This window comes from Aliiroseovarius sp. B-4 (genome assembly GCF_056857795.1).
Genome location: NZ_JBSXNV010000039.1, coordinates 425,214 through 443,510, shown reverse-complemented (window position 1 = coordinate 443,510; position 18,297 = coordinate 425,214). Strand labels below are relative to the sequence as shown.

18 protein-coding genes are annotated in these 18,297 nt (G+C 56.3%); 9 read left to right on the top strand and 9 right to left on the bottom strand.

Annotated elements, in window-relative coordinates:
- Positions 1-52 precede the first annotated feature (52 nt).
- The 8 genes from ureG to AC13C8_RS13120 are packed head-to-tail and all read right to left on the bottom strand — an operon-like array spanning position 53 to position 4,977.
- On the bottom strand, positions 53-673 hold the full coding sequence (gene ureG, locus AC13C8_RS13155; RefSeq protein WP_482847723.1) for an urease accessory protein UreG: 621 nt from the start codon (positions 671-673) through the stop codon (positions 53-55).
- Complete coding sequence (locus AC13C8_RS13150; RefSeq protein WP_482847722.1) at positions 670-1,338, bottom strand: urease accessory protein UreF; 669 nt, start codon at positions 1,336-1,338, stop codon at positions 670-672. Before AC13C8_RS13150 ends, ureG begins: the two co-directional genes overlap by 4 nt.
- Complete coding sequence (locus tag AC13C8_RS13145) at positions 1,304-1,741, bottom strand: urease accessory protein UreE (RefSeq protein ID WP_091427847.1); 438 nt, start codon at positions 1,739-1,741, stop codon at positions 1,304-1,306. The genes AC13C8_RS13150 and AC13C8_RS13145 overlap by 35 nt, the downstream gene beginning before the upstream one ends.
- On the bottom strand, positions 1,741-3,483 hold the full coding sequence (ureC, locus tag AC13C8_RS13140) for an urease subunit alpha (RefSeq protein ID WP_091427844.1): 1,743 nt from the start codon (positions 3,481-3,483) through the stop codon (positions 1,741-1,743). Before ureC ends, AC13C8_RS13145 begins: the two co-directional genes overlap by 1 nt.
- Positions 3,483-3,788: an urease subunit beta gene (locus AC13C8_RS13135; RefSeq protein ID WP_091427841.1), complete on the bottom strand. Its 306-nt coding sequence runs from the start codon at positions 3,786-3,788 to the stop codon at positions 3,483-3,485. The genes ureC and AC13C8_RS13135 overlap by 1 nt, the downstream gene beginning before the upstream one ends.
- Positions 3,785-3,955 (bottom strand): hypothetical protein, encoded by a 171-nt coding sequence (locus AC13C8_RS13130; protein ID WP_482847721.1) that lies wholly within the window; start codon positions 3,953-3,955, stop codon positions 3,785-3,787. The genes AC13C8_RS13135 and AC13C8_RS13130 overlap by 4 nt, the downstream gene beginning before the upstream one ends.
- A 10-nt stretch (positions 3,956-3,965) precedes the next feature.
- A complete protein-coding gene (locus AC13C8_RS13125) occupies positions 3,966-4,268 on the bottom strand; it encodes an urease subunit gamma (protein WP_091427838.1) in 303 nt (100 codons plus the stop codon).
- Between the two features lies 1 nt (position 4,269).
- On the bottom strand, positions 4,270-4,977 hold the full coding sequence (locus tag AC13C8_RS13120) for an urease accessory protein UreD (protein ID WP_482847720.1): 708 nt from the start codon (positions 4,975-4,977) through the stop codon (positions 4,270-4,272).
- A 510-nt stretch (positions 4,978-5,487) separates the two neighbouring features.
- On the opposite strand from AC13C8_RS13120, the gene urtA reads away from it, so the two are divergent.
- The 9 genes from urtA (at position 5,488) to AC13C8_RS13075 (ending at position 15,700) form a co-directional block, all read left to right on the top strand.
- Positions 5,488-6,768, top strand: a complete 1,281-nt coding sequence (urtA, locus tag AC13C8_RS13115) for an urea ABC transporter substrate-binding protein (RefSeq protein ID WP_091427833.1) — start codon at positions 5,488-5,490, stop codon at positions 6,766-6,768.
- Positions 6,769-6,827: 59 nt separating this feature from the next.
- On the top strand, positions 6,828-8,795 hold the full coding sequence (gene urtB, locus AC13C8_RS13110; protein WP_482847718.1) for an urea ABC transporter permease subunit UrtB: 1,968 nt from the start codon (positions 6,828-6,830) through the stop codon (positions 8,793-8,795).
- Positions 8,796-8,798: 3 nt separating this feature from the next.
- A complete protein-coding gene (gene urtC, locus AC13C8_RS13105; RefSeq protein ID WP_482847716.1) occupies positions 8,799-10,031 on the top strand; it encodes an urea ABC transporter permease subunit UrtC in 1,233 nt (410 codons plus the stop codon).
- Entirely contained in the window at positions 10,028-10,768 is a 741-nt protein-coding gene (gene urtD / locus AC13C8_RS13100) for an urea ABC transporter ATP-binding protein UrtD (RefSeq protein WP_091427826.1), read from the top strand. The genes urtC and urtD overlap by 4 nt, the downstream gene beginning before the upstream one ends.
- Positions 10,769-10,771: 3 nt before the next feature.
- Positions 10,772-11,467: an urea ABC transporter ATP-binding subunit UrtE gene (gene urtE, locus AC13C8_RS13095; RefSeq protein ID WP_482847714.1), complete on the top strand. Its 696-nt coding sequence runs from the start codon at positions 10,772-10,774 to the stop codon at positions 11,465-11,467.
- A 318-nt stretch (positions 11,468-11,785) separates the two neighbouring features.
- The gene (locus AC13C8_RS13090) at positions 11,786-13,210 is read left to right on the top strand and encodes a circularly permuted type 2 ATP-grasp protein (RefSeq protein WP_482847713.1); all 1,425 of its coding nucleotides are present in this window, start codon (positions 11,786-11,788) and stop codon (positions 13,208-13,210) included.
- 4 nt (positions 13,211-13,214) lie between these two features.
- Positions 13,215-14,156 carry an alpha-E domain-containing protein gene (locus AC13C8_RS13085; protein ID WP_482847711.1) on the top strand — a complete coding sequence of 314 codons (942 nt, stop codon included), beginning with the start codon at positions 13,215-13,217 and terminating at the stop codon, positions 14,154-14,156.
- A 4-nt stretch (positions 14,157-14,160) separates the two neighbouring features.
- A complete protein-coding gene (locus AC13C8_RS13080) occupies positions 14,161-14,958 on the top strand; it encodes a transglutaminase family protein (protein WP_091431928.1) in 798 nt (265 codons plus the stop codon).
- Positions 14,959-14,968: 10 nt separating this feature from the next.
- Positions 14,969-15,700, top strand: a complete 732-nt coding sequence (locus AC13C8_RS13075) for a proteasome-type protease (RefSeq protein ID WP_177179271.1) — start codon at positions 14,969-14,971, stop codon at positions 15,698-15,700.
- A 102-nt stretch (positions 15,701-15,802) separates the two neighbouring features.
- On the opposite strand, the gene gyrB is transcribed toward AC13C8_RS13075, so the two are convergent.
- Positions 15,803-18,220, bottom strand: coding sequence for a DNA topoisomerase (ATP-hydrolyzing) subunit B (gyrB, locus tag AC13C8_RS13070; RefSeq protein ID WP_482847709.1), 2,418 nt, complete (start codon positions 18,218-18,220; stop codon positions 15,803-15,805).
- Positions 18,221-18,297 lie beyond the last annotated feature (77 nt).

Below are 18,297 nucleotides of genomic sequence, written 5' to 3'. Positions count from 1 at the left end.
GCCGTAATTCTCGGGCTAGAGTTTTTTCTGAAGTCGCAAATTTCAAGCCAAATCAGTTGCGCCAAAGGCCCCCCATTTCGAAAATGTAGTTAAGAACCGCATCAATACCGTTATCATGAAGCAGCTTACAAAAGACAAAGGGGCGCGCGCCACGCATCTTTTTGGCGTCTCGCTCCATCACCGCCAGATCAGCACCTACATAAGGTGCGAGGTCTGTTTTGTTGATGATCAGAATGTCTGATCGTGTGATTGCGGGGCCGCCTTTTCGGGGGATTTCCTCTCCTGCAGCCACGTCGATCACGTAGATTGTCAAATCGGCAAGCTCTGGGCTGAAGGTGGCCGAGAGATTGTCGCCTCCGCTTTCGATCAGGACAATCTCAAGATCGGGATGCTTGTCGACGAGGTCCGCAATGGCCGCAAGGTTGATCGACGCGTCCTCTCGGATCGCGGTGTGAGGGCAGCCCCCTGTTTCGACCCCTACTACGCGATCCGACGGTAGGACCTGCAGGCGCATCAGCGCTTCTGCATCCTCCTGCGTGTAAATGTCATTTGTGACGACCGCGATCGAATGCTGGTCGCGCAACTGCTCGCACAGCGCCGCCGTCAATGTTGTCTTCCCCGCGCCTACGGGGCCGCCTATTCCGATACGCAGGGGGCCGTTCGGGCTGGTCATGTGCGGAATATCCTTGAGTATTGGGTTTCGTGCTTCATCGAGGCGACATCTGTAAGGAAAGCGGTGCTGCTAAGGTGGTTCAGATCACCATGTGCATGGGCCTTTGCGACCCGGACACAAAGCGGCGTCAATCGCTTGAGGATGGCCTGCCCCTCGGTCTGACCGACGGGCAAAAGCCGCTGCCCTGCTGCGATCAAGTTCGATAGCAGCGCTTGCATATACAGTTGCGTGGTTTGCGCTGCGGGAAGCTCCTCGCGCGCAGCGGCGAAACCAAGCGCCACGGGATAGGTCAACAGCATCGGCATGTCGCCCCAAAGGGCGGCGGTCACATCGCAAAATGCCCGCCCCTGTGCTTCGGTCTCAAGCAGTCTTTCTTTCGACGGGGCAAAGGCGCGGGCGGTGGCATCGATGTGATAAAGCGCCTCGTGGTTTTCGGCACCATAGGCCGCATTTAGAAACAGCGCATCGGATGACCCGCCGCCGTATTCGGCCACATCCTTCAGCCAACCCTCAAGCCCCGCTGCATCCCGGATCCAGCCTTGGTCCACGGCGGCCTCCAACCCGTGGGAATAAGCAAATGTCCCGACGGGAAAGACGGGCGAAAGCCACTGAGTGAGGGTTAAAAGCTGATCAATGTGCATGGGCATGAGTGCGGCCATGTCCATAGGCGCCCCCTTCTGGTGTGAAGGGTTCATGCACCTCGCAGACATCGGCCCCGAGCTTCCCAAGCATGTCCCGGATCACATGGTCGCGCTGGATCAAAAGCCGGTCGGCTTCGATCTGGCAGGGCATGTGACGGTTGCCGATATGCCAGGCAAGCCGGATCAGATCGCCCGTGACTTCCAACAGATCTTCGGCGGCTGGCACCACCTGAATCAACCGGCCATCTTCTAGAACAAAGGCGTCGCTTTGATTGACAGAGGTGGTCTGGCTGAGATCGACAAGAAACCGGATACCACCGTCAGTCGTCAGCACCTTTCTGCGCAGGAAACGGCCTTCATAGTCAAGCGTCACGCGGTCATCCGCGTGGTGGCTGTGTTCAATCTTATGACAAACAGGAAGCGACATCAGAACAGAAAGTACCGTTGCGCCATCGGCAGGGTCTCGGCGGGTTGGCAAGTCAGAAGTTCGCCGTCTGCACGCACTTCATATGTTTCGGGGTTCACTTCAATTTCAGGCGTCGCGTGGTTGAGCATCAGGTCCTTTTTCCCGATGTTCCGGGTGTTTTGCACGGCGACGGTTTGCTTGGCCAATCCCAGAGCAGAGCGGATGCCCGAAGTCTGTGCAGCTTCGCTTACAAAGCAAACGGCCGAGTTCTCAACGGATCGTCCATAGGCGCCAAACATGGGCCGGGAATATACGGGCTGTGGTGTTGGGATCGAAGCATTCGGGTCGCCCATTTGTGCCATGGCAATCGTGCCGCCGATCAGCACCATTTCGGGCTTCACACCAAAGAACGCAGGGCTCCAAAGGACCAGATCTGCGCGTTTGCCGACTTCAATCGACCCGATTTCGCGCCCGATCCCGTGTGCGATTGCCGGATTGATCGTGTATTTCGCCACATACCGGCGAACCCGGAAATTGTCGTTGTCTCCGGTCTCTTCCGAGAGCCGCCCGCGCTGTTTCTTCATCTTGTCAGCAGTTTGCCACGTGCGGATCAGCACCTCACCCACGCGGCCCATCGCCTGGCTGTCGGACGCGATGATCGAGAACGCGCCCATGTCATGCAGAATATCTTCTGCTGCGATGGTCTCGCGACGGATCCGGCTTTCGGCGAAGGCGACGTCTTCAGGGATCGATTTGTCCAGATGGTGGCAGACCATCAGCATGTCCAGATGCTCTTCAAGCGTGTTCACGGTAAAGGGACGCGTTGGGTTGGTCGAGGATGGCAGCACGTGGTCTTCGCCACATATTTTGATGATGTCCGGCGCGTGCCCGCCGCCTGCGCCTTCGGTGTGGAAGGCATGAATCGTGCGCCCTTTCATGGCGGCAACGGTGTTTTCAACAAACCCGCTTTCATTCAGCGTATCCGTGTGAATCATAACCTGCACATCCATGGCATCGGCCACGGACAGGCAGCAATCAATCGCGCCCGGCGTTGTGCCCCAGTCTTCGTGCAGCTTCAGCGCGCAGGCCCCGCCCAGCACTTGTTCTTCCAAAGCGGCCGGCAACGACGCATTCCCCTTTCCGGCAAACGCTAGGTTCATCGGGAAGGCGTCCGCAGCTTGAAGCATCCGCCCGATGTGCCACGGTCCTGGTGTGCAGGTGGTGGCAAGCGTTCCATGGGCCGGACCCGTTCCACCACCCAACATGGTGGTGAGGCCCGAGTGCAACGCGTCTTCGATCTGTTGTGGGCAAATGAAATGGATATGGCTGTCGAAACCACCAGCCGTAAGGATGCGACCCTCGCCTGCGATGGCCTCGGTGCCCGGTCCGACGATGATGTTCACACCCGGCTGCGTATCCGGGTTGCCCGCCTTGCCAATTCCGGCAATACGTCCGTCTTTCAGACCCACATCTGCCTTGTAGATCCCGGTGTGGTCAACGATCAGCGCATTGGTGATCACCGTATCCACCGCGCCTTGGGCACGTGTGGTCTGAGCCTGCCCCATCCCGTCGCGGATCACTTTGCCGCCGCCGAATTTCACCTCTTCCCCGTAAAGCGGTTGATTGCCCTGACCGGCCGCCAAATCGGCGGTCAGATCGCGTTCAACCTCGATGACCAAATCGGTGTCAGCCAGTCGCAGTTTGTCCCCCGTGGTCGGGCCAAACATGGCGGCATAGTCAGCGCGGGAAATCGTGGCGGGCATCAGAGTGCTCCCATAACTTTTTGGTTAAACCCAAATATCTTTCGACCACCGGAAAAGGGGATAAGGTTTACTTCGCGCCGCTGACCCGGTTCGAACCGAACGGCAGTACCGGCCGCAATATCAAGCCGCATGCCATGCGCCGCATCGCGGTCGAAATCCAACGCCGTGTTGCTTTCTGCAAAGTGATAATGACTGCCGACTTGCACCGGGCGGTCCCCGGTATTGGCGACCATCAGCGTGATGGCTTCGCGATCCGCATTCAGGGTAATTTCACCCGCGGCAGGAAACAGCTCTCCGGGGATCATTTGCTGGCACGCAGTTTTTGCGGTCGAAATATGCCCAGTCCTGCGAGCGCGATCACAATGACGCCAGCAGCAACCCAATAGGCTTCAGACCCATGCGCATGAGGCAGTCGATCAGCATGTGCGAATGCGGGCGTTGAGGTGAGCAGAAGAGCAGCAAGGTTGCGCATTGGATTCTCCTTAGCGAATGGGGTTGTGAACGGTGACGAGCTTTGTTCCGTCTGGAAACGTAGCCTCGACCTGGATTTCGTGGATCATCTCGGCGATCCCATCCATGCATTGATTGCGTGAAACGATTTCAGCACCGGCCTCCATCATGTCAGCGACCGACCGTCCGTCGCGCGCGCCTTCGACCACTGCATCCGTGATCAAGGCGATGGCTTCAGGATGGTTGAGCTTCACGCCACGGGACAGCCGTTTGCGCGCGACCTCGGCAGCCATGGCAACGAGCAGCTTGTCCTTTTCTCGGGGAGTTAGGTTCATGTCAGATTATCCAGCATTTAGGCAGTTGATTGCGTGTCAGGAGGTTAAGGGCTGGTAGCAGATGCTTGCGCAGCAGGTATCCATCGGGTGCGAGTATCCGGCACACCAGTTGGTCTTCTTGGATCAGACTTGCGGCGCCAGTTTCTGGCAGCAAACTCCGTATCGTCGTCAAGCGGGCTTCTGCGTCCGGCGCGATGTAGACCAAAGACACCATGGCGCGGTTTCTGCCCGCGATGTGAGGACGCGACAATGTATTCTCGATGTTGGCGCGCAACCTAACTTGGTCCAGAAAAACAGGTTTGCCGTTTCGTGTGATTTCCACCCGATCTTCAAACTGCGCGTTGGAAAGTTGCTCTCCCATCAGCGCCCGCCCGAAGATCACCGGCTCACAAATTAACGCAGACGCGCCTTGTTCCAGCGCGACATGGAGGGATCGCTTTAGATGGCAATTGTTAAACAGGATCGTTTCTTGCGGAAGCCAGTTCAGATGACCGCCGCTTTTGACGGTCAGGGCGCTTGTGATGTGCCCGCTATCTTCACCCACACTTGCATAAGCGCGTTCGGATGCTTGGGTCGTGATGGTTAAGTGAGCATCTGTTTGCGCCGTTGCAGCAACTGTAAACCGGTCTCCTCCGGTCACGCCGCCTGCGGTGTTTACCAGAACGGCTTCGCACCCACCCTCAGCTTTGCGCGGGAACAAGCATTTCAAAGAGCCCGATTGCCTAAGATTGCGCAAACGGGTTTGCGTCCCTGCAGCTACAACAGTGAGATTCACACCGCCGATGGCGCGCGGCTGGATCTGTGTCGCTTCAGGATGCTTTATGTGCGTGGGCCGGTTGATGGGACATCTCGTTTATCAGAGGTACCCATATTTCTTGCCACATACGCGTTTAAGACCATCGAAATCTGACATCTGGCACCCACCAAACCTCTACTGCGTGAAAAATGAGCTTTCGCGAGTCATTGTGCTGAAAGTTGCAGCACACGTTAATAATTGCAGCGCTACGACCCTTGCAGTGTTGCAAAGTCCGCCGCAGTGCAGCGAGGCTCTTTCTGCCTGCTGAGCCGATGCTTGGGAGACAGGTGTGTGACGGCAAGACGAAGTAGTGCTCGCATCAAGCCGCCACACGGGTGCAACAAAGGAAGTTGCAGAGACAACGCCTAGTGAAACATGCGTATTTGCGCAAGTGTCCATGGCCTTCTCTGCGAGGAGAAACACATGAATTTTTTGAAAACTACGATGCTGGCCACGGTTGCGACGGCTGCCGTTGCGACGGCTGCCAATGCTGCTGAATGTCCGATTAAGGTTGGTGTTCTGCATTCCCTTTCCGGGACCATGGCGATCTCGGAAACCACGTTGAAAGACACGATGCTGATGCTGGTGGACGAACAGAACGCTAAGGGTGGCGTGCTTGGATGCGAACTGGAAGCTGTCGTCGTAGACCCAGCCTCTGACTGGCCACTGTTCGCTGAAAAAGCGCGTGAGCTGCTGACCGTTCACGAGGTTGACGTGATTTTCGGCAACTGGACATCAGTGTCACGTAAATCAGTTCTGCCCGTAATCGAAGAATTGAACGGTCTGCTCTTCTATCCGGTTCAGTATGAGGGTGAAGAAAGCTCGAAAAACGTGTTCTACACCGGTGCTGCCCCGAACCAACAGGCCATCCCGGCAACTGACTATTTCTTGGATGAACTGGGCGTTGAAAAATTCGCTCTGCTCGGCACCGATTATGTGTACCCGCGCACCACGAACAACATTCTGGAAAGTTATCTAAAAGGCAAAGGCATTGCCGCTGAAGACATCTTTGTGAACTACACCCCGTTTGGTCATTCAGACTGGTCCAAAATCGTTGCTGATGTTGTCGCCATGAGTGCTGACGGTAAGAAGGTCGGCGTGATCTCGACCATCAACGGTGACGCAAACATCGGCTTTTATAAAGAGCTGGCCGCGGCCGGTATCTCGGCGGATGACATTCCCGTGGTTGCCTTCTCGGTCGGTGAAGAAGAGCTGTCGGGTCTGGACACCTCGAACCTTGTTGGCCATCTGGCGGCGTGGAACTATTTCCAGTCAGCCGAATCTGATGCAAACACAGCATTCATCAAAGCCTGGAAGGCCAGGATGGGTGAGGAACGTGTGACCAATGATCCGATGGAAGCACATTTCATTGGCTTCAACATGTGGGTCAACGCGGCAGAGGCTGCTGGAACCACTGACGTCGATGCCGTGCGCACCGCGATGTATGGCCAAGAGTTCCCGAACCTGACTGGCGGCACCGCCGTAATGCTGCCCAACCACCACTTGGCCAAGCCGGTGTTGATCGGGGAAATCCAGGATGATGGTCAGTTCGACATCATCAGCCAGACCGAAGAAGTTCCCGGCGACGCATGGACCGACTACTTGGCAGAATCCGCTGTGCTTAAGTCGGATTGGAAGGATCTGGGTTGCGGTATGTACAACACCGAAACCAGCAGCTGTGTTCAACTGAAGTCCAACTACTAATCTGAAACTTTTAGAGGGGCTTTGGCCCCTCTGACCCCTTTGCCTGAAGGCTTCTTCCCATGAGAACCCATGTTTTGGCCGCGCTGATGGTCCTTGTCTCGGCGTTAATGACACTTGCACAGACGGACAGTCCAGTGGGCCCGATGCAAATCGTTTTGCAAGACCACAAAGAAGCGGTCCTTAAAAGCTCGCGCAAGACGATTGGTCCTGCGATTGATGCGGTCGTTGCCAGCAAATTGCCGCAAGCGCGCGCAATGCTGAACACATGGCAAAGCAAAGACATGTGGCACCACAAGCCAAGCGGGCTGTTCTATCAAGCTCAGAAGGTCGAGGGCAAAACCTATCGTCTTATAGACTTCGACACCGGCGAAGTTGTTGGCGAAGTCGACAAAGGTGATCTGAAGCAGATCAAACCAAACAGCGGCATTCGCGCGATGATTGCGACAGCGCTTGTTCGCTTCCAACTGGAAGACCCCGATCCGTTGATGCGTGCAAAGGGCTTGACCGGAATCGAGCGCGCGCCAAACGCGTCGCTGCTTGAACCCCTAGTTGCGTCAGTCGAAAGCGAGACGGATCCTGATCTTAAGGCACGCAAAGCCCGGCTTGCGAAACTGCTTACAATATCCTTTGGCGACGACGACCTTGCACGCGTTGCTGCGATTGAGGAGCTTTCCGGTGATCTGGGTGTCGATGTGCGTGGTGCACTTAACCCCTTGGTCACGAAAGTGACCAGAGCCTTCGAAGGAGATATCCCCGCCGATTTGAACGTCGCGCAAACACGCGTTCCCGGACGCGATGAATTTACCAAGGCGGCCGCGTATCAATTGCTCGTCGATGCCGAAAAAGCACCAGCCTTGATTTCGGACGATCAGCTTCGATCGTCGCTGAGCGCGCACATCGACGGTGGCCAAGTTGGTGGTGTGCCAATTGCCCAGCTTAGCGATGCCGATGCCCGCGTTCGTGCTTATGCCGCTCTGGCCGCAACGGGGAAAGTTCCCCCGCTTGTTTTGGAGGCCGACATTGATAGCTCGTTGCAAGCGTTCAGTTTCGCGGACGTCTATGCAGAGACGTCCCCCGCCGTCACTCAAGCCGCCGAAGCGGCGCTTACCAAAATCTCGACCCGAGTATCACTCAGCCAAACCGCAGATCTGACGCTGGATGCGCTGTCACTGGCGTCAATCTATTTTCTGGCGGCAATCGGTTTGGCCATCACCTTTGGCGTGATGGGCGTGATCAACATGGCCCATGGCGAATTTATCATGATGGGGGCCTACACCGGGTATGTCGTTCAGCAACTTGTTCCAAACCACACGGTATCGATTATCGTCGCGGTCCCTCTGGCATTTGCGGTGACATTTGCTGCAGGCGTTGTCTTGGAACGGCTGGTAATCCGCTGGCTCTACAACCGCCCGCTTGAGACGCTTCTGGCAACTTTTGGTATCTCGATTGCGTTACAACAGCTGGCGAAGAACATCTTTGGTACGCAAGCACGTCCGCTTACCGCGCCCGGCTGGCTTGACGGCGCGCTTGTTCTGAATCCCGTGATTTCAATCAGCTACATTCGCATTGCAATCTTCGTATTGGCGCTGATCTTTCTGGGTGTGTTCCTCTACATCATGAAGCGCACGCGGCTGGGGCTTGAGACCCGTGCTGTGACGCAAAACCCGCGGATGGCGGGTGCGATGGGGATCAATCCGGGACGCGTGAATATGCTGACCTTCGGTCTTGGATCAGGCATCGCCGGTATCGCAGGCGTCGCCATCGGGCTTTTTGCCAAGGTGACCTCGGAACTTGGATCTGACTATATCGTGCAAAGCTTCATGACCGTTGTCGTCGGTGGCGTCGGCAACATCTGGGGCACGTTGGCAGGGGCCGCGATGATTGGATTCCTTCAAAAAGGGATCGAGTGGATGAACCCGTCCAACACGCTTGCGGCCCAGACTTATATGATCATCTTCATCATCATTTTCATCCAGTTCCGACCGCGAGGGATCATCGCCCTCAAGGGTCGCGCGGCGGGGGATTGATCCATGCAGAAATCCTTTGTCTTGCGCAATCCAACCACACTGGTTTTTCTGGCGGTACTGGCTGTGTTCACGATCCTCGTGACGGTGCTGGCCGAAGGCTCGGGTGCCGGGTTGATCTCGACCAGTTTCGTGAAAACGCTGGGTAAAACGCTCTGCCTTGCACTTATTGCCGTCGCGATGGATTTGGTCTGGGGATACACGGGCATTCTTAGCCTTGGCCACTTCGCGTTCTTCGGCCTTGGCGGCTACATGATTGGTATGTGGCTAATGTATGAACGCACGCGCGGGATCGTCGAAGCCTCGTTGGCAGAGGCGCAGATCCCCCCGACTGCTCAGGAAGTGGTGGATGCGATCGGCAATCAAATCTTTGGCGTGGTTGGCTCAAGCGAGTTCCCAGTTATCTGGAGCTTTGCGGACAGTCTCGCCATACAATTGGCGCTGGTCGTGCTGGTTCCGGGGGCTCTGGCCGCCGTCTTCGGCTGGCTGGCCTTCCGGTCACGCGTGACGGGCGTATATCTTTCGATCTTGACGCAGGCCATGACGCTGGCCCTTGCTCTGTACCTGTTCCAAAACGACAGCGGATTGCGCGGTAACAATGGACTTTCTGGCCTTCAGAACCTTCCCGGCATGGATCACGTACCACAGGCGACGATCTCAATCTGGTTCTTTTGGGCATCTGCATTTGCTTTGGGTTTAGGTTATCTCTTTGCGTCCTGGATCGTGTCCGGCAAATTCGGGTCGGTTATCCGCGGTATTCGCGATGACGAGGCGCGCGTCAGGTTCCTTGGGTATCCGGTGGAAACCTACAAGCTGTTTTTGTTCACAGTCACCGCGATGATCGCGGGCATCGCTGGCGCGCTTTATTATCCGCAGGCGGGGATCATCAACCCGGCAGAAGTCGCGCCCATCGCATCAATCTACCTGGCTGTTTGGGTCGCCATTGGGGGCCGCGGGCGGCTTTACGGCGCCGTCATCGGCGCGATCTTCGTAAGCCTCGTGTCGTCATGGTTCACCGGAGGGCAAGTGCCGGATGTGAACCTTGGGTTTTACACCATCAAATGGGTCGACTGGTGGCTGATCGTGTTGGGCCTGAGCTTCGTGGCCGTCACGCTCTTTGCTCCAAAAGGCATCGGAGGATTGGTTGATCTGTGGACTGACCGCAAAAGCCCCAATCGCCACGGTGCCGATCTGGGACCAAGCGAAGGCTCGCTGCAAGAAAAGGAGGCTGTTGAATGAGCACTCTTTTAGAAGTCTCTGGTGTCTCTGTCAGCTTTGACGGGTTCAAGGCGATCAACAATCTAAGCTTCACAATCGGGTCGGCAGAGTTACGTGCCATCATCGGTCCGAACGGCGCAGGCAAGACCACATTTATGGACATCATTACCGGCAAAACCAAACCGGATGAAGGACGCGTTGTTTGGGGGGACTTGAGCCGATCATTACTGGGCATGTCGGAGGCAAAAATCGCACAAGCCGGCATTGGTCGGAAGTTTCAAAAGCCGACGGTATTCGAAGACCAATCGGTCGAAGAAAACCTTGTCATGGCGTTGAAAAGCAAACGTGGCCCGTTCGCGGCACTTTTTTACAAACGCAGTTCGGACGACATGTCGCGTGTTGACGAGTTGGCGGATGAAATTAACCTTGCCGATCAGTTACACCGCAAGGCGGGCGAACTTAGCCATGGGCAAAAACAGTGGCTGGAGATCGGCATGCTTTTGGCGCAAGACCCACAGTTGTTGTTGGTTGATGAACCCGCGGCTGGGATGACACCCGCAGAACGTGAACACACAACCGCCCTGCTGGTCGAGGCCGCAAAAACCTGTGCCGTGGTTGTCGTCGAGCATGACATGGAATTTGTGCGACGTTTGAACTGCCGGGTCACGGTTTTGCATGAAGGTGCTGTGCTGGCTGAAGGCAGTCTGGATCACGTCACGTCGAACCAAGAAGTCATCGACGTGTATTTGGGGCGATAAAACATGCTGAACGTGAACGATCTGACGCTCCATTATGGGCATTCACAAATCTTGAACGGGATATCATTCGAAGCACAGGCAGGCAAAGTCACCTGTGTAATGGGCACGAACGGCGTCGGCAAAACTAGCCTGATGCGCGCGATTTCTGGGGCGCATCCAAGATCAGGCGGTAAAGTCACTTTGGATGGCGAAGATTTGGGCGTGCTGCCTGCGCATGCTTTGTCTCAGAAAGGCATCGCAATTGTGCCGCAGGGGCGCGAAATCTTTCCGCTGCTCACTGTGCGCGAAAATCTGGAAACAGGATTTTCCTGTCTACCCGCATCGGAACATCATATCCCGGAAGAGATGTTCGAACTTTTCCCAATACTGCGAAAGTTTCTGGGCCGTCGCGGTGGCGATTTGTCGGGCGGGCAGCAACAGCAGCTGGCGATTGCGCGAGCGTTGATCACCAAACCCAAACTGCTTTTGCTGGACGAGCCGACAGAAGGCATTCAACCAAACATCATCCAGCAGATCGGAGAAGTGATAAAGTTGCTTCGTGATCGAGGCGACATGGCAATCGTGCTGGTCGAACAATACTTCGATTTCGCTTATGAGCTTGCCGACAACTTTGTGGTTTTGCGTCGCGGCGAAGTCACGATGTCCGGAAGCAAACAGGATGCAGACCGAGACGCGCTGCTCAAAGCTGTCTCGGTCTGACCAACAGTTGGCCCAGCTCTTCCAGGCCTCTTTTTCCCGCTTGCGTGCATGCAGGAAGTCCCGAATGTCGAAAACGGACCTTTCATCCATCGACACATAAGCCAGCGACATATTGGTGGGTTCCTGTAAGCATCCAGCCCGCAGTCACATCTTTAGCTGTTACTGAAAAGCGCGGAAATTGATCTTGAGGCCAGGCTGAGCCGCGAAGGCGCCCAAATATTGGGCAAATCAATATCAGCTTAGCAAACCGGCCGCGTTGACTCTGGCAATTCCGCGCTAAGGAATGCCCAATCACCGGGACATTCGGAGAGGTTAGGAATGGAGAATACGCCGATCTTCGACGAGATGTGGGGCAGCAATAAGCGGCTGAGGCAGCCGTATCAGCAGTTTCACCCCTGGTTCGAAGGTGAAGATCCCAAACGCTTGCGCTCTAAACAACGCGAAGCGGAAGACCTGTTCCGGCTGACGGGCATTACTTTCAACGTATATGGGCGCGCTGAAGCTGAAGAAAGGTTGATCCCTTTTGATATCATCCCGCGCATCATCTCGGATCGGGAATGGTCACGGGTGACCAAGGGGATCGAGCAGCGGGTGCGCGCGATAAACGCGTTTCTGCACGACATTTATCACCGGCAAGAGATCATCAAGGCTGGCCGAATTCCACGCGAAATGATCAGTCGGAATGCCGCTTTCGAGCCGACCATGATCGGCGTCTCACCACCCGGCGGGATCTATACACATATCGTTGGTGTCGATCTTGTGCGCACCGGTCCGGACGAGTTCTTTGTTCTTGAAGACAATGCGCGCACTCCAAGCGGCGTCAGCTACATGCTCGAAAACCGCGAGACCATGTTGCAGATGTTCCCCGAGTTGTTTTCGCGCAACCGGGTTAAAAGCGTGCAAAGCTACCCGATGGATCTTCGCCGTTCTTTGTCGGCTTGCGCCCCCGCTGCAACCAAGGGACTACCAGTCGTTGCGGTGCTTACCCCCGGCATATACAATTCGGCCTATTACGAACATGCGTTCCTTGCTGATCAAATGAGCGCAGAACTTGTCGAGGGCCATGATCTGCGTGTCGTGGACGGGCGCGTGGCCATGCGCACAACGCGCGGCTATACCCCGATTGATGTGCTTTACCGGCGGGTTGATGACGACTTTCTCGACCCTTTGAATTTCGATCCCGAAAGCCAGCTTGGCGTGCCGGGTATCATGGACGTTTATCGGGCTGGGGGGATAACCATTGCCAATGCTCCCGGAACCGGGATTGCCGATGACAAGGCAATCTATAGCTACATGCCTGAAATCGTAGAGTTTTACACAGGCGAGCGTCCTTTGCTGAAGAACGTGCCGACATGGCGTTGTTCTGAGCCGGACCAACTGGCCCATGTGCTCGACAATCTCGAAGAACTGGTTGTCAAAGAAGTCCATGGCTCAGGTGGGTATGGGATGCTGATCGGACCAACGGCCACCAAAAAGGACATTGCAGCTTTCAGGCGAAAGCTTAAAGCGCGGCCAAGCAATTATATCGCGCAGCCAACACTCAGCCTGTCGACCGTGCCGATCTTTGCCCGTCAGGGTTTGACCCCGCGGCACGTTGATTTGCGCCCTTTCGTTCTTGTCGGTCCAGACGCGATCAAGGTCACGTCCGGCGGGCTAACGCGCGTGGCGCTTGAAAAAGGTTCGCTTGTGGTCAACTCCAGCCAAGGTGGCGGGACCAAGGATACTTGGGTGGTGGAGGACTGATGCAATGCTAGGTAAAACCGCCAATGGTCTTTACTGGATGTATCGCTCTCTTGAGAGGGCCGAGAACACCGCGCGCCTGATTGAAACCGGTCAGCGCATCGCCCTGACACGGCTTGAGTTGGGCGAAAGCGAATGGCGGTCCGTCCTGCAGTCGGCTGGCAGCTTGGAACAGTTCGAAGCAAACCGGGACGAGTTGACCAAAGATGCCGCGATTGACTGGCTGTTGCGAGACCGTTCAAACCCATCATCCGTACTGTCCTCCATCGAAACATCTCGCCAAAATGCCCGACTGGTGCGCACGGCCCTGACCCACGAGGTCTGGGAAGCCACAAATGCCGCCTATATGAGCGCACGCGAAGTACTTGCGCGCAAAGTGGTAGAGCGTGACTTGCCGAGCGTTCTAAGCACCTTACGCCAACGAACGGCTCTTGTTCGCGGGATGACACACGGCACAATGCTGCGCAACGATATCTATAACTTCGCGCGGCTTGGAACATTTATCGAGCGCGCAGATAACACTGCACGTATTCTTGACGTCAAATACTATGTGCTACTGCCGTCGGCCAGGGCGGTGGGAACATCACTGGACAATGTGCAATGGGAATCGATCCTGCGATCGGTATCGGCACGTGGCGGGTTTCGCATGGAATATGGCGCAGGTGCCGGAACGCGCGAGATCGCGCATTTCCTGATCCTCGACAGGCGAATGCCGCGATCATTGGCGTTCTGCGTGCGTAAGCTTCACGATAATCTCGGATATTTGAGCAGAGATCTGAGGCGGCCCAGTCCGGCCCAATCAAAGACCTTGCATTTTGAACGGACCTATCTCAGCCACGAAATCGACGCAGTTTTCGACTTTGGCCTTCACGAATACGTCCAGAAAGCGCTGAGGCTTCTAGCAGACCTGTCCGCGCAGATTGAAACTGACTTTCGGTTCTATGAGTAAGATCATGCGCCTGACCATCCGCCACGAAACCCGCTATAATTTCGCTACACCGGTGAAATACGGGTTGCAACAGCTTCGCAAGACACCGAAGTCCTCGCACCAGCAATCGGTATTGTCATGGCGGACAGAAGTCGTCGGCGGCCAACGTGAGCTGAGCTATGAAGATCAAAACGACAACACTGTCGAGTTGATCAGCTTCGCGCCGGAAGCACAGGAGTTGACCGTTGTCAGTGAAGGCGAGGTCGAACTGAGCGACAATCACGGCATCTTCGGTCAGCATCGCGGGGCGGCACCGCTTTGGTTCTTTCAGAAATCGACGACAAGGACAGAAGCGAGGCAAGGGGTCAGGGCAATTCTGCACGACACTCCGAAGTCAGAGCCGCTGGACCAATTGCATGCTCTGTCGGACATCATCCGTGACAGTGTGCGTTTTGAGGTGGGTGCTTCAGACGCAGATTGGGGTGCAGAAGAGGCCATCGCGGCTGGCAAAGGCGTGTGCCAAGACCACACTCATATCTTTCTGAGTTGTGCCCGCGAACTGGGCTACCCGGCGCGTTACGTATCTGGATACCTGATGCTAAACGACCGAACAGCTCAGGAGGCGATGCACGCATGGGCCGAAGCCCATGTCGAAGGGCTGGGCTGGGTCGGTTTCGACGTGTCGAACGCGATTTCACCTGATACACGTTATGTGCGCGTGGCGACCGGTCGGGACTATGCCGAAGCAGCCCCGGTATCGGGCACGCGCGTCGGTGGTGCAGAAGAAACTCTGTCTGTCGCCATTGATGTGGTGCAGCAATAGGAAGACCTGAATGACTTACTGTGTGGGGATGATGCTCGAGCGGGGGCTGGTTTTCATGTCAGATACGCGCACGAATGCCGGGCTTGACAATATCTCGACCTTTCGGAAGATGTCGATCTGGGAAACGCCGGGGGATCGGTCGATCACGCTGATGTCGGCGGGCAATCTGGCAACGACGCAAGCAGTCGTCAGCTTGTTGGACGAGCGTAGCAAATCCCACGACGAACGCGCGCCGTCACTTCTCGCGGTTCCTTCCATGTTCCAAGCGGCACGCATAGTGGCCGACACGTTGCGCGAAGTGATCGCAAGCCATGCCAACACAGGCCAGCGCGCCGATAGCAGCTTCAACGCAACCCTGATCCTTGGAGGTCAGATTAAGGGAGGCCCGCATAGGCTTTTCTTGATCTACCCAGAGGGCAATTTCATCGAAGCGGCCAAGGACACCCCATTTTTCCAGATTGGCGAGACTAAATATGGCCGGCCAATACTCGTGAGGGCCTATGAGTCGGACATGAGCTTTGAAGCCGCGATGAAGCTTCTGTTGGTGAGCTTCGATTCCACGACCAAAGCAAACCTGACGGTGGGCGCGCCATTCGATTTCCATTGCTACGATAAAGACAGCCTGAAAACTGGCCAAACCGGGCGCATGGCAAGTGATGACCCTTATTTCCAATCAGTTTCCCAAGGATGGGGCGACGCGCTGCGCGAGGCCTTGGACATGCTGCCGGATTTCTCGCTGTAAGCAGACCACTCGCCGGATGCTTGCGTTGTAAACGATGGCGGTTATTGTTACCGCCCGTAGCGAAAAACCGCTGCCTGTTCTTTCGACCAAACCTAGTAGCTACTAGAAATCCAGATTCTCGACGGACAGCGCGTTTTGCTGAATAAATTCACGGCGCGGCTCGACAACATCGCCCATCAGCTTGGTGAACAGATCGTCTGCATCTGCCAGATCGTCCACTTTCACCTGAAGCAACGTGCGGGCTTCCGGGTCCAGCGTGGTTTCCCAAAGCTGATCAGGGTTCATCTCACCCAACCCCTTGTAGCGTTGCAAGGTCAAACCTTTTTCGCCTTCGGTCAGAATACCCTGCAGAAGGTCAATTGGTCCCTGCACAAGAACCTCACGATCTTTGCGCACGAGGTGAGAGCTGTCGCTGTAGATGTCGCGCGTGTCTTTCGAGACCTCGGACAGGCGGCGTGCCTCTCCCGAGCGCAGCACCGCGCCATCCAGGGTGCGGATTTCTTCTACTCCGCGCAGGATACGAGCCAGTCGAATACCGTGATCTTGGGTGATCCGACCCTGCCAACCGCGTTCGTATTCCACGGCGACCTTGTCCAATCGCTTCGCCACGCTTTCAGCAACGGCTTGCAGATCGGCATCGGCACGACCCGGATCAAACGCACCGGCAAGGGCAGCCTGCTCAAGAATGTTGCGCGGATAATGGGTGGGAAAGGCTTCCAGGATGCGGCGGAAACTGCGCGCGGCTTCGACCACGCGAGCCAGATCGGCCCCTGCGATCTCTTCACCATTTGCAAGCCGCAGAACGGTGCCGTCGATGCCCTGCGCAATCAGGTAATCTTCCAATTCTACCTGATCTTTCACGTAAACCTCGGACTTGCCGCGGCTGACTTTGTAAAGCGGCGGCTGCGCGATATAAAGGTATCCGCCTTCAATCAGTTCCGGCATCTGACGGAAGAAGAAGGTCAGAAGCAGCGTGCGGATATGGGCGCCATCGACGTCCGCATCGGTCATGATGATGATCTTGTGATAGCGCAGCTTCGAGATGTCGAATTCGTCCCGCCCGATACCCGTACCCAAGGCGGTGATGATGGTGCCGATTTCCTGGCTGGACAGCATCTTGTCAAACCGCGCGCGTTCGACGTTCAGAATCTTGCCGCGCAGGGGCAAAACAGCCTGATTGTGGCGGGATCGACCCTGTTTTGCCGAGCCACCGGCCGAGTCGCCCTCGACCATGAACAGCTCGCGCTTGGCGGGGTCGCGTTCCTGACAATCGGCCAGCTTGCCGGGCAGGGACGCCACATCCAGCGATGATTTCTTGCGCGTCATTTCGCGCGCCTTGCGGGCCGCTTCGCGCGCCAGAGCTGCTTCGATGATCTTGCCGACAATCATCTTGGCAATGTTCGGGTTTTCGTCAAACCACTCCTGCAACTTCTCGTTCATCAGCCCTTCGACCGCGGGCCGCACTTCCGAGCTGACCAGCTTGTCCTTGGTCTGGGACGAGAATTTGGGGTCCGGCACCTTGACCGAAAGCACGCAGGTCAGACCCTCGCGCGCATCGTCGCCGGTGAAGTTCACCTTTTCCTTCTTGGCCAACCCGGTCGAGTTGGCATAGAGGTTCAGCGTCCTGGTCAGCGCCCCACGGAAACCCGCCAAATGCGCACCGCCATCGCGTTGCGGAATGTTGTTGGTGAAGGGCAGCACGTTCTCGTGATAGCCGTCATTCCACCACATCCCGACCTCGACCCCGATCCCGTCTTTTTCGCCCGTGACGAAGATGGGTTCTTCCATCAGGGGGGTCTTGGAGCGATCGAGGTATTTCACGAACTCTTTCACGCCGCCTTCGTAATGCAGTTCTGTCCGCAGTTTCTCGGCGGGGCGTTCGTCTTCGATGATGATCCGCACGCCCGAGTTCAGGAAGCTCAACTCGCGCAGACGGTTTTCCAGCGTCTTGAACTGGTAATCGAGGTTCGAGAATGTTGTCGTAGACGCAAGAAACCGCACTTCGGTGCCGGTACGGTCGCCGCAATCACCGACGACCTTCAGGTGTTCGACGGTCTCGCCGCGCTCAAAGCGCGCAACATGTTCTTTGCCGCCGCGCCAGATGCGCAGTTCCAGCCAGTCAGACAGCGCGTTCACCACCGACACACCGACGCCGTGCAACCCGCCCGACACCTTATAGGAGTTCGAGTCAAACTTACCGCCTGCGTGAAGCTGGGTCATGATGACCTCGGCCGCCGAAACGCCTTCTTCCTGGTGGATATCGGTGGGAATTCCGCGCCCGTTGTCCGACACAGAAACCGAGTTATCGGCGTGGATTGTGACATTCACGGCATCGGCATGACCGGCCAGGGCCTCGTCAATGCCGTTGTCCACGACTTCATATACCATATGGTGCAGACCAGACCCATCATCGGTGTCGCCGATATACATGCCAGGACGCTTGCGAACGGCCTCTAAACCTTTGAGAACTTTAATGGATTCGGCACCGTATTCGGCACCGGTCTGCGCGTCATCAGCCATAAGGGACTTCCTGTTCATTGTTGCCGAAAATATAGGGTTTTTTACCGGCGTTGTCACCCGCCTGACACAAGATTTAG

Excerpts from the sequence above, each read along its gene's own strand:
- urtE (WP_482847714.1), top strand. The coding sequence starts at position 10,772 with ATGCTGAACGTGAACGATCTGACGCTCCATTATGGGCATTCACAAATC.
- urtD (WP_091427826.1), top strand. The coding sequence starts at position 10,028 with ATGAGCACTCTTTTAGAAGTCTCTGGTGTCTCTGTCAGCTTTGACGGG.
- AC13C8_RS13135 (WP_091427841.1), bottom strand. The coding sequence starts at position 3,788 with ATGATCCCCGGAGAGCTGTTTCCTGCCGCGGGTGAAATTACCCTGAAT.
- AC13C8_RS13130 (WP_482847721.1), bottom strand. The coding sequence starts at position 3,955 with ATGCGCAACCTTGCTGCTCTTCTGCTCACCTCAACGCCCGCATTCGCA.
- AC13C8_RS13090 (WP_482847713.1), top strand. The coding sequence starts at position 11,786 with ATGGAGAATACGCCGATCTTCGACGAGATGTGGGGCAGCAATAAGCGG.
- AC13C8_RS13075 (WP_177179271.1), top strand. The coding sequence starts at position 14,969 with ATGACTTACTGTGTGGGGATGATGCTCGAGCGGGGGCTGGTTTTCATG.
- AC13C8_RS13150 (WP_482847722.1), bottom strand. The coding sequence starts at position 1,338 with ATGGACATGGCCGCACTCATGCCCATGCACATTGATCAGCTTTTAACC.
- AC13C8_RS13145 (WP_091427847.1), bottom strand. The coding sequence starts at position 1,741 with ATGTCGCTTCCTGTTTGTCATAAGATTGAACACAGCCACCACGCGGAT.
- ureG (WP_482847723.1), bottom strand. The coding sequence starts at position 673 with ATGACCAGCCCGAACGGCCCCCTGCGTATCGGAATAGGCGGCCCCGTA.
- AC13C8_RS13125 (WP_091427838.1), bottom strand. The coding sequence starts at position 4,268 with ATGAACCTAACTCCCCGAGAAAAGGACAAGCTGCTCGTTGCCATGGCT.
- gyrB (WP_482847709.1), bottom strand. The coding sequence starts at position 18,220 with ATGGCTGATGACGCGCAGACCGGTGCCGAATACGGTGCCGAATCCATT.
- AC13C8_RS13080 (WP_091431928.1), top strand. The coding sequence starts at position 14,161 with ATGCGCCTGACCATCCGCCACGAAACCCGCTATAATTTCGCTACACCG.
- AC13C8_RS13085 (WP_482847711.1), top strand. The coding sequence starts at position 13,215 with ATGCTAGGTAAAACCGCCAATGGTCTTTACTGGATGTATCGCTCTCTT.
- urtC (WP_482847716.1), top strand. The coding sequence starts at position 8,799 with ATGCAGAAATCCTTTGTCTTGCGCAATCCAACCACACTGGTTTTTCTG.
- urtB (WP_482847718.1), top strand. The coding sequence starts at position 6,828 with ATGAGAACCCATGTTTTGGCCGCGCTGATGGTCCTTGTCTCGGCGTTA.
- ureC (WP_091427844.1), bottom strand. The coding sequence starts at position 3,483 with ATGCCCGCCACGATTTCCCGCGCTGACTATGCCGCCATGTTTGGCCCG.
- urtA (WP_091427833.1), top strand. The coding sequence starts at position 5,488 with ATGAATTTTTTGAAAACTACGATGCTGGCCACGGTTGCGACGGCTGCC.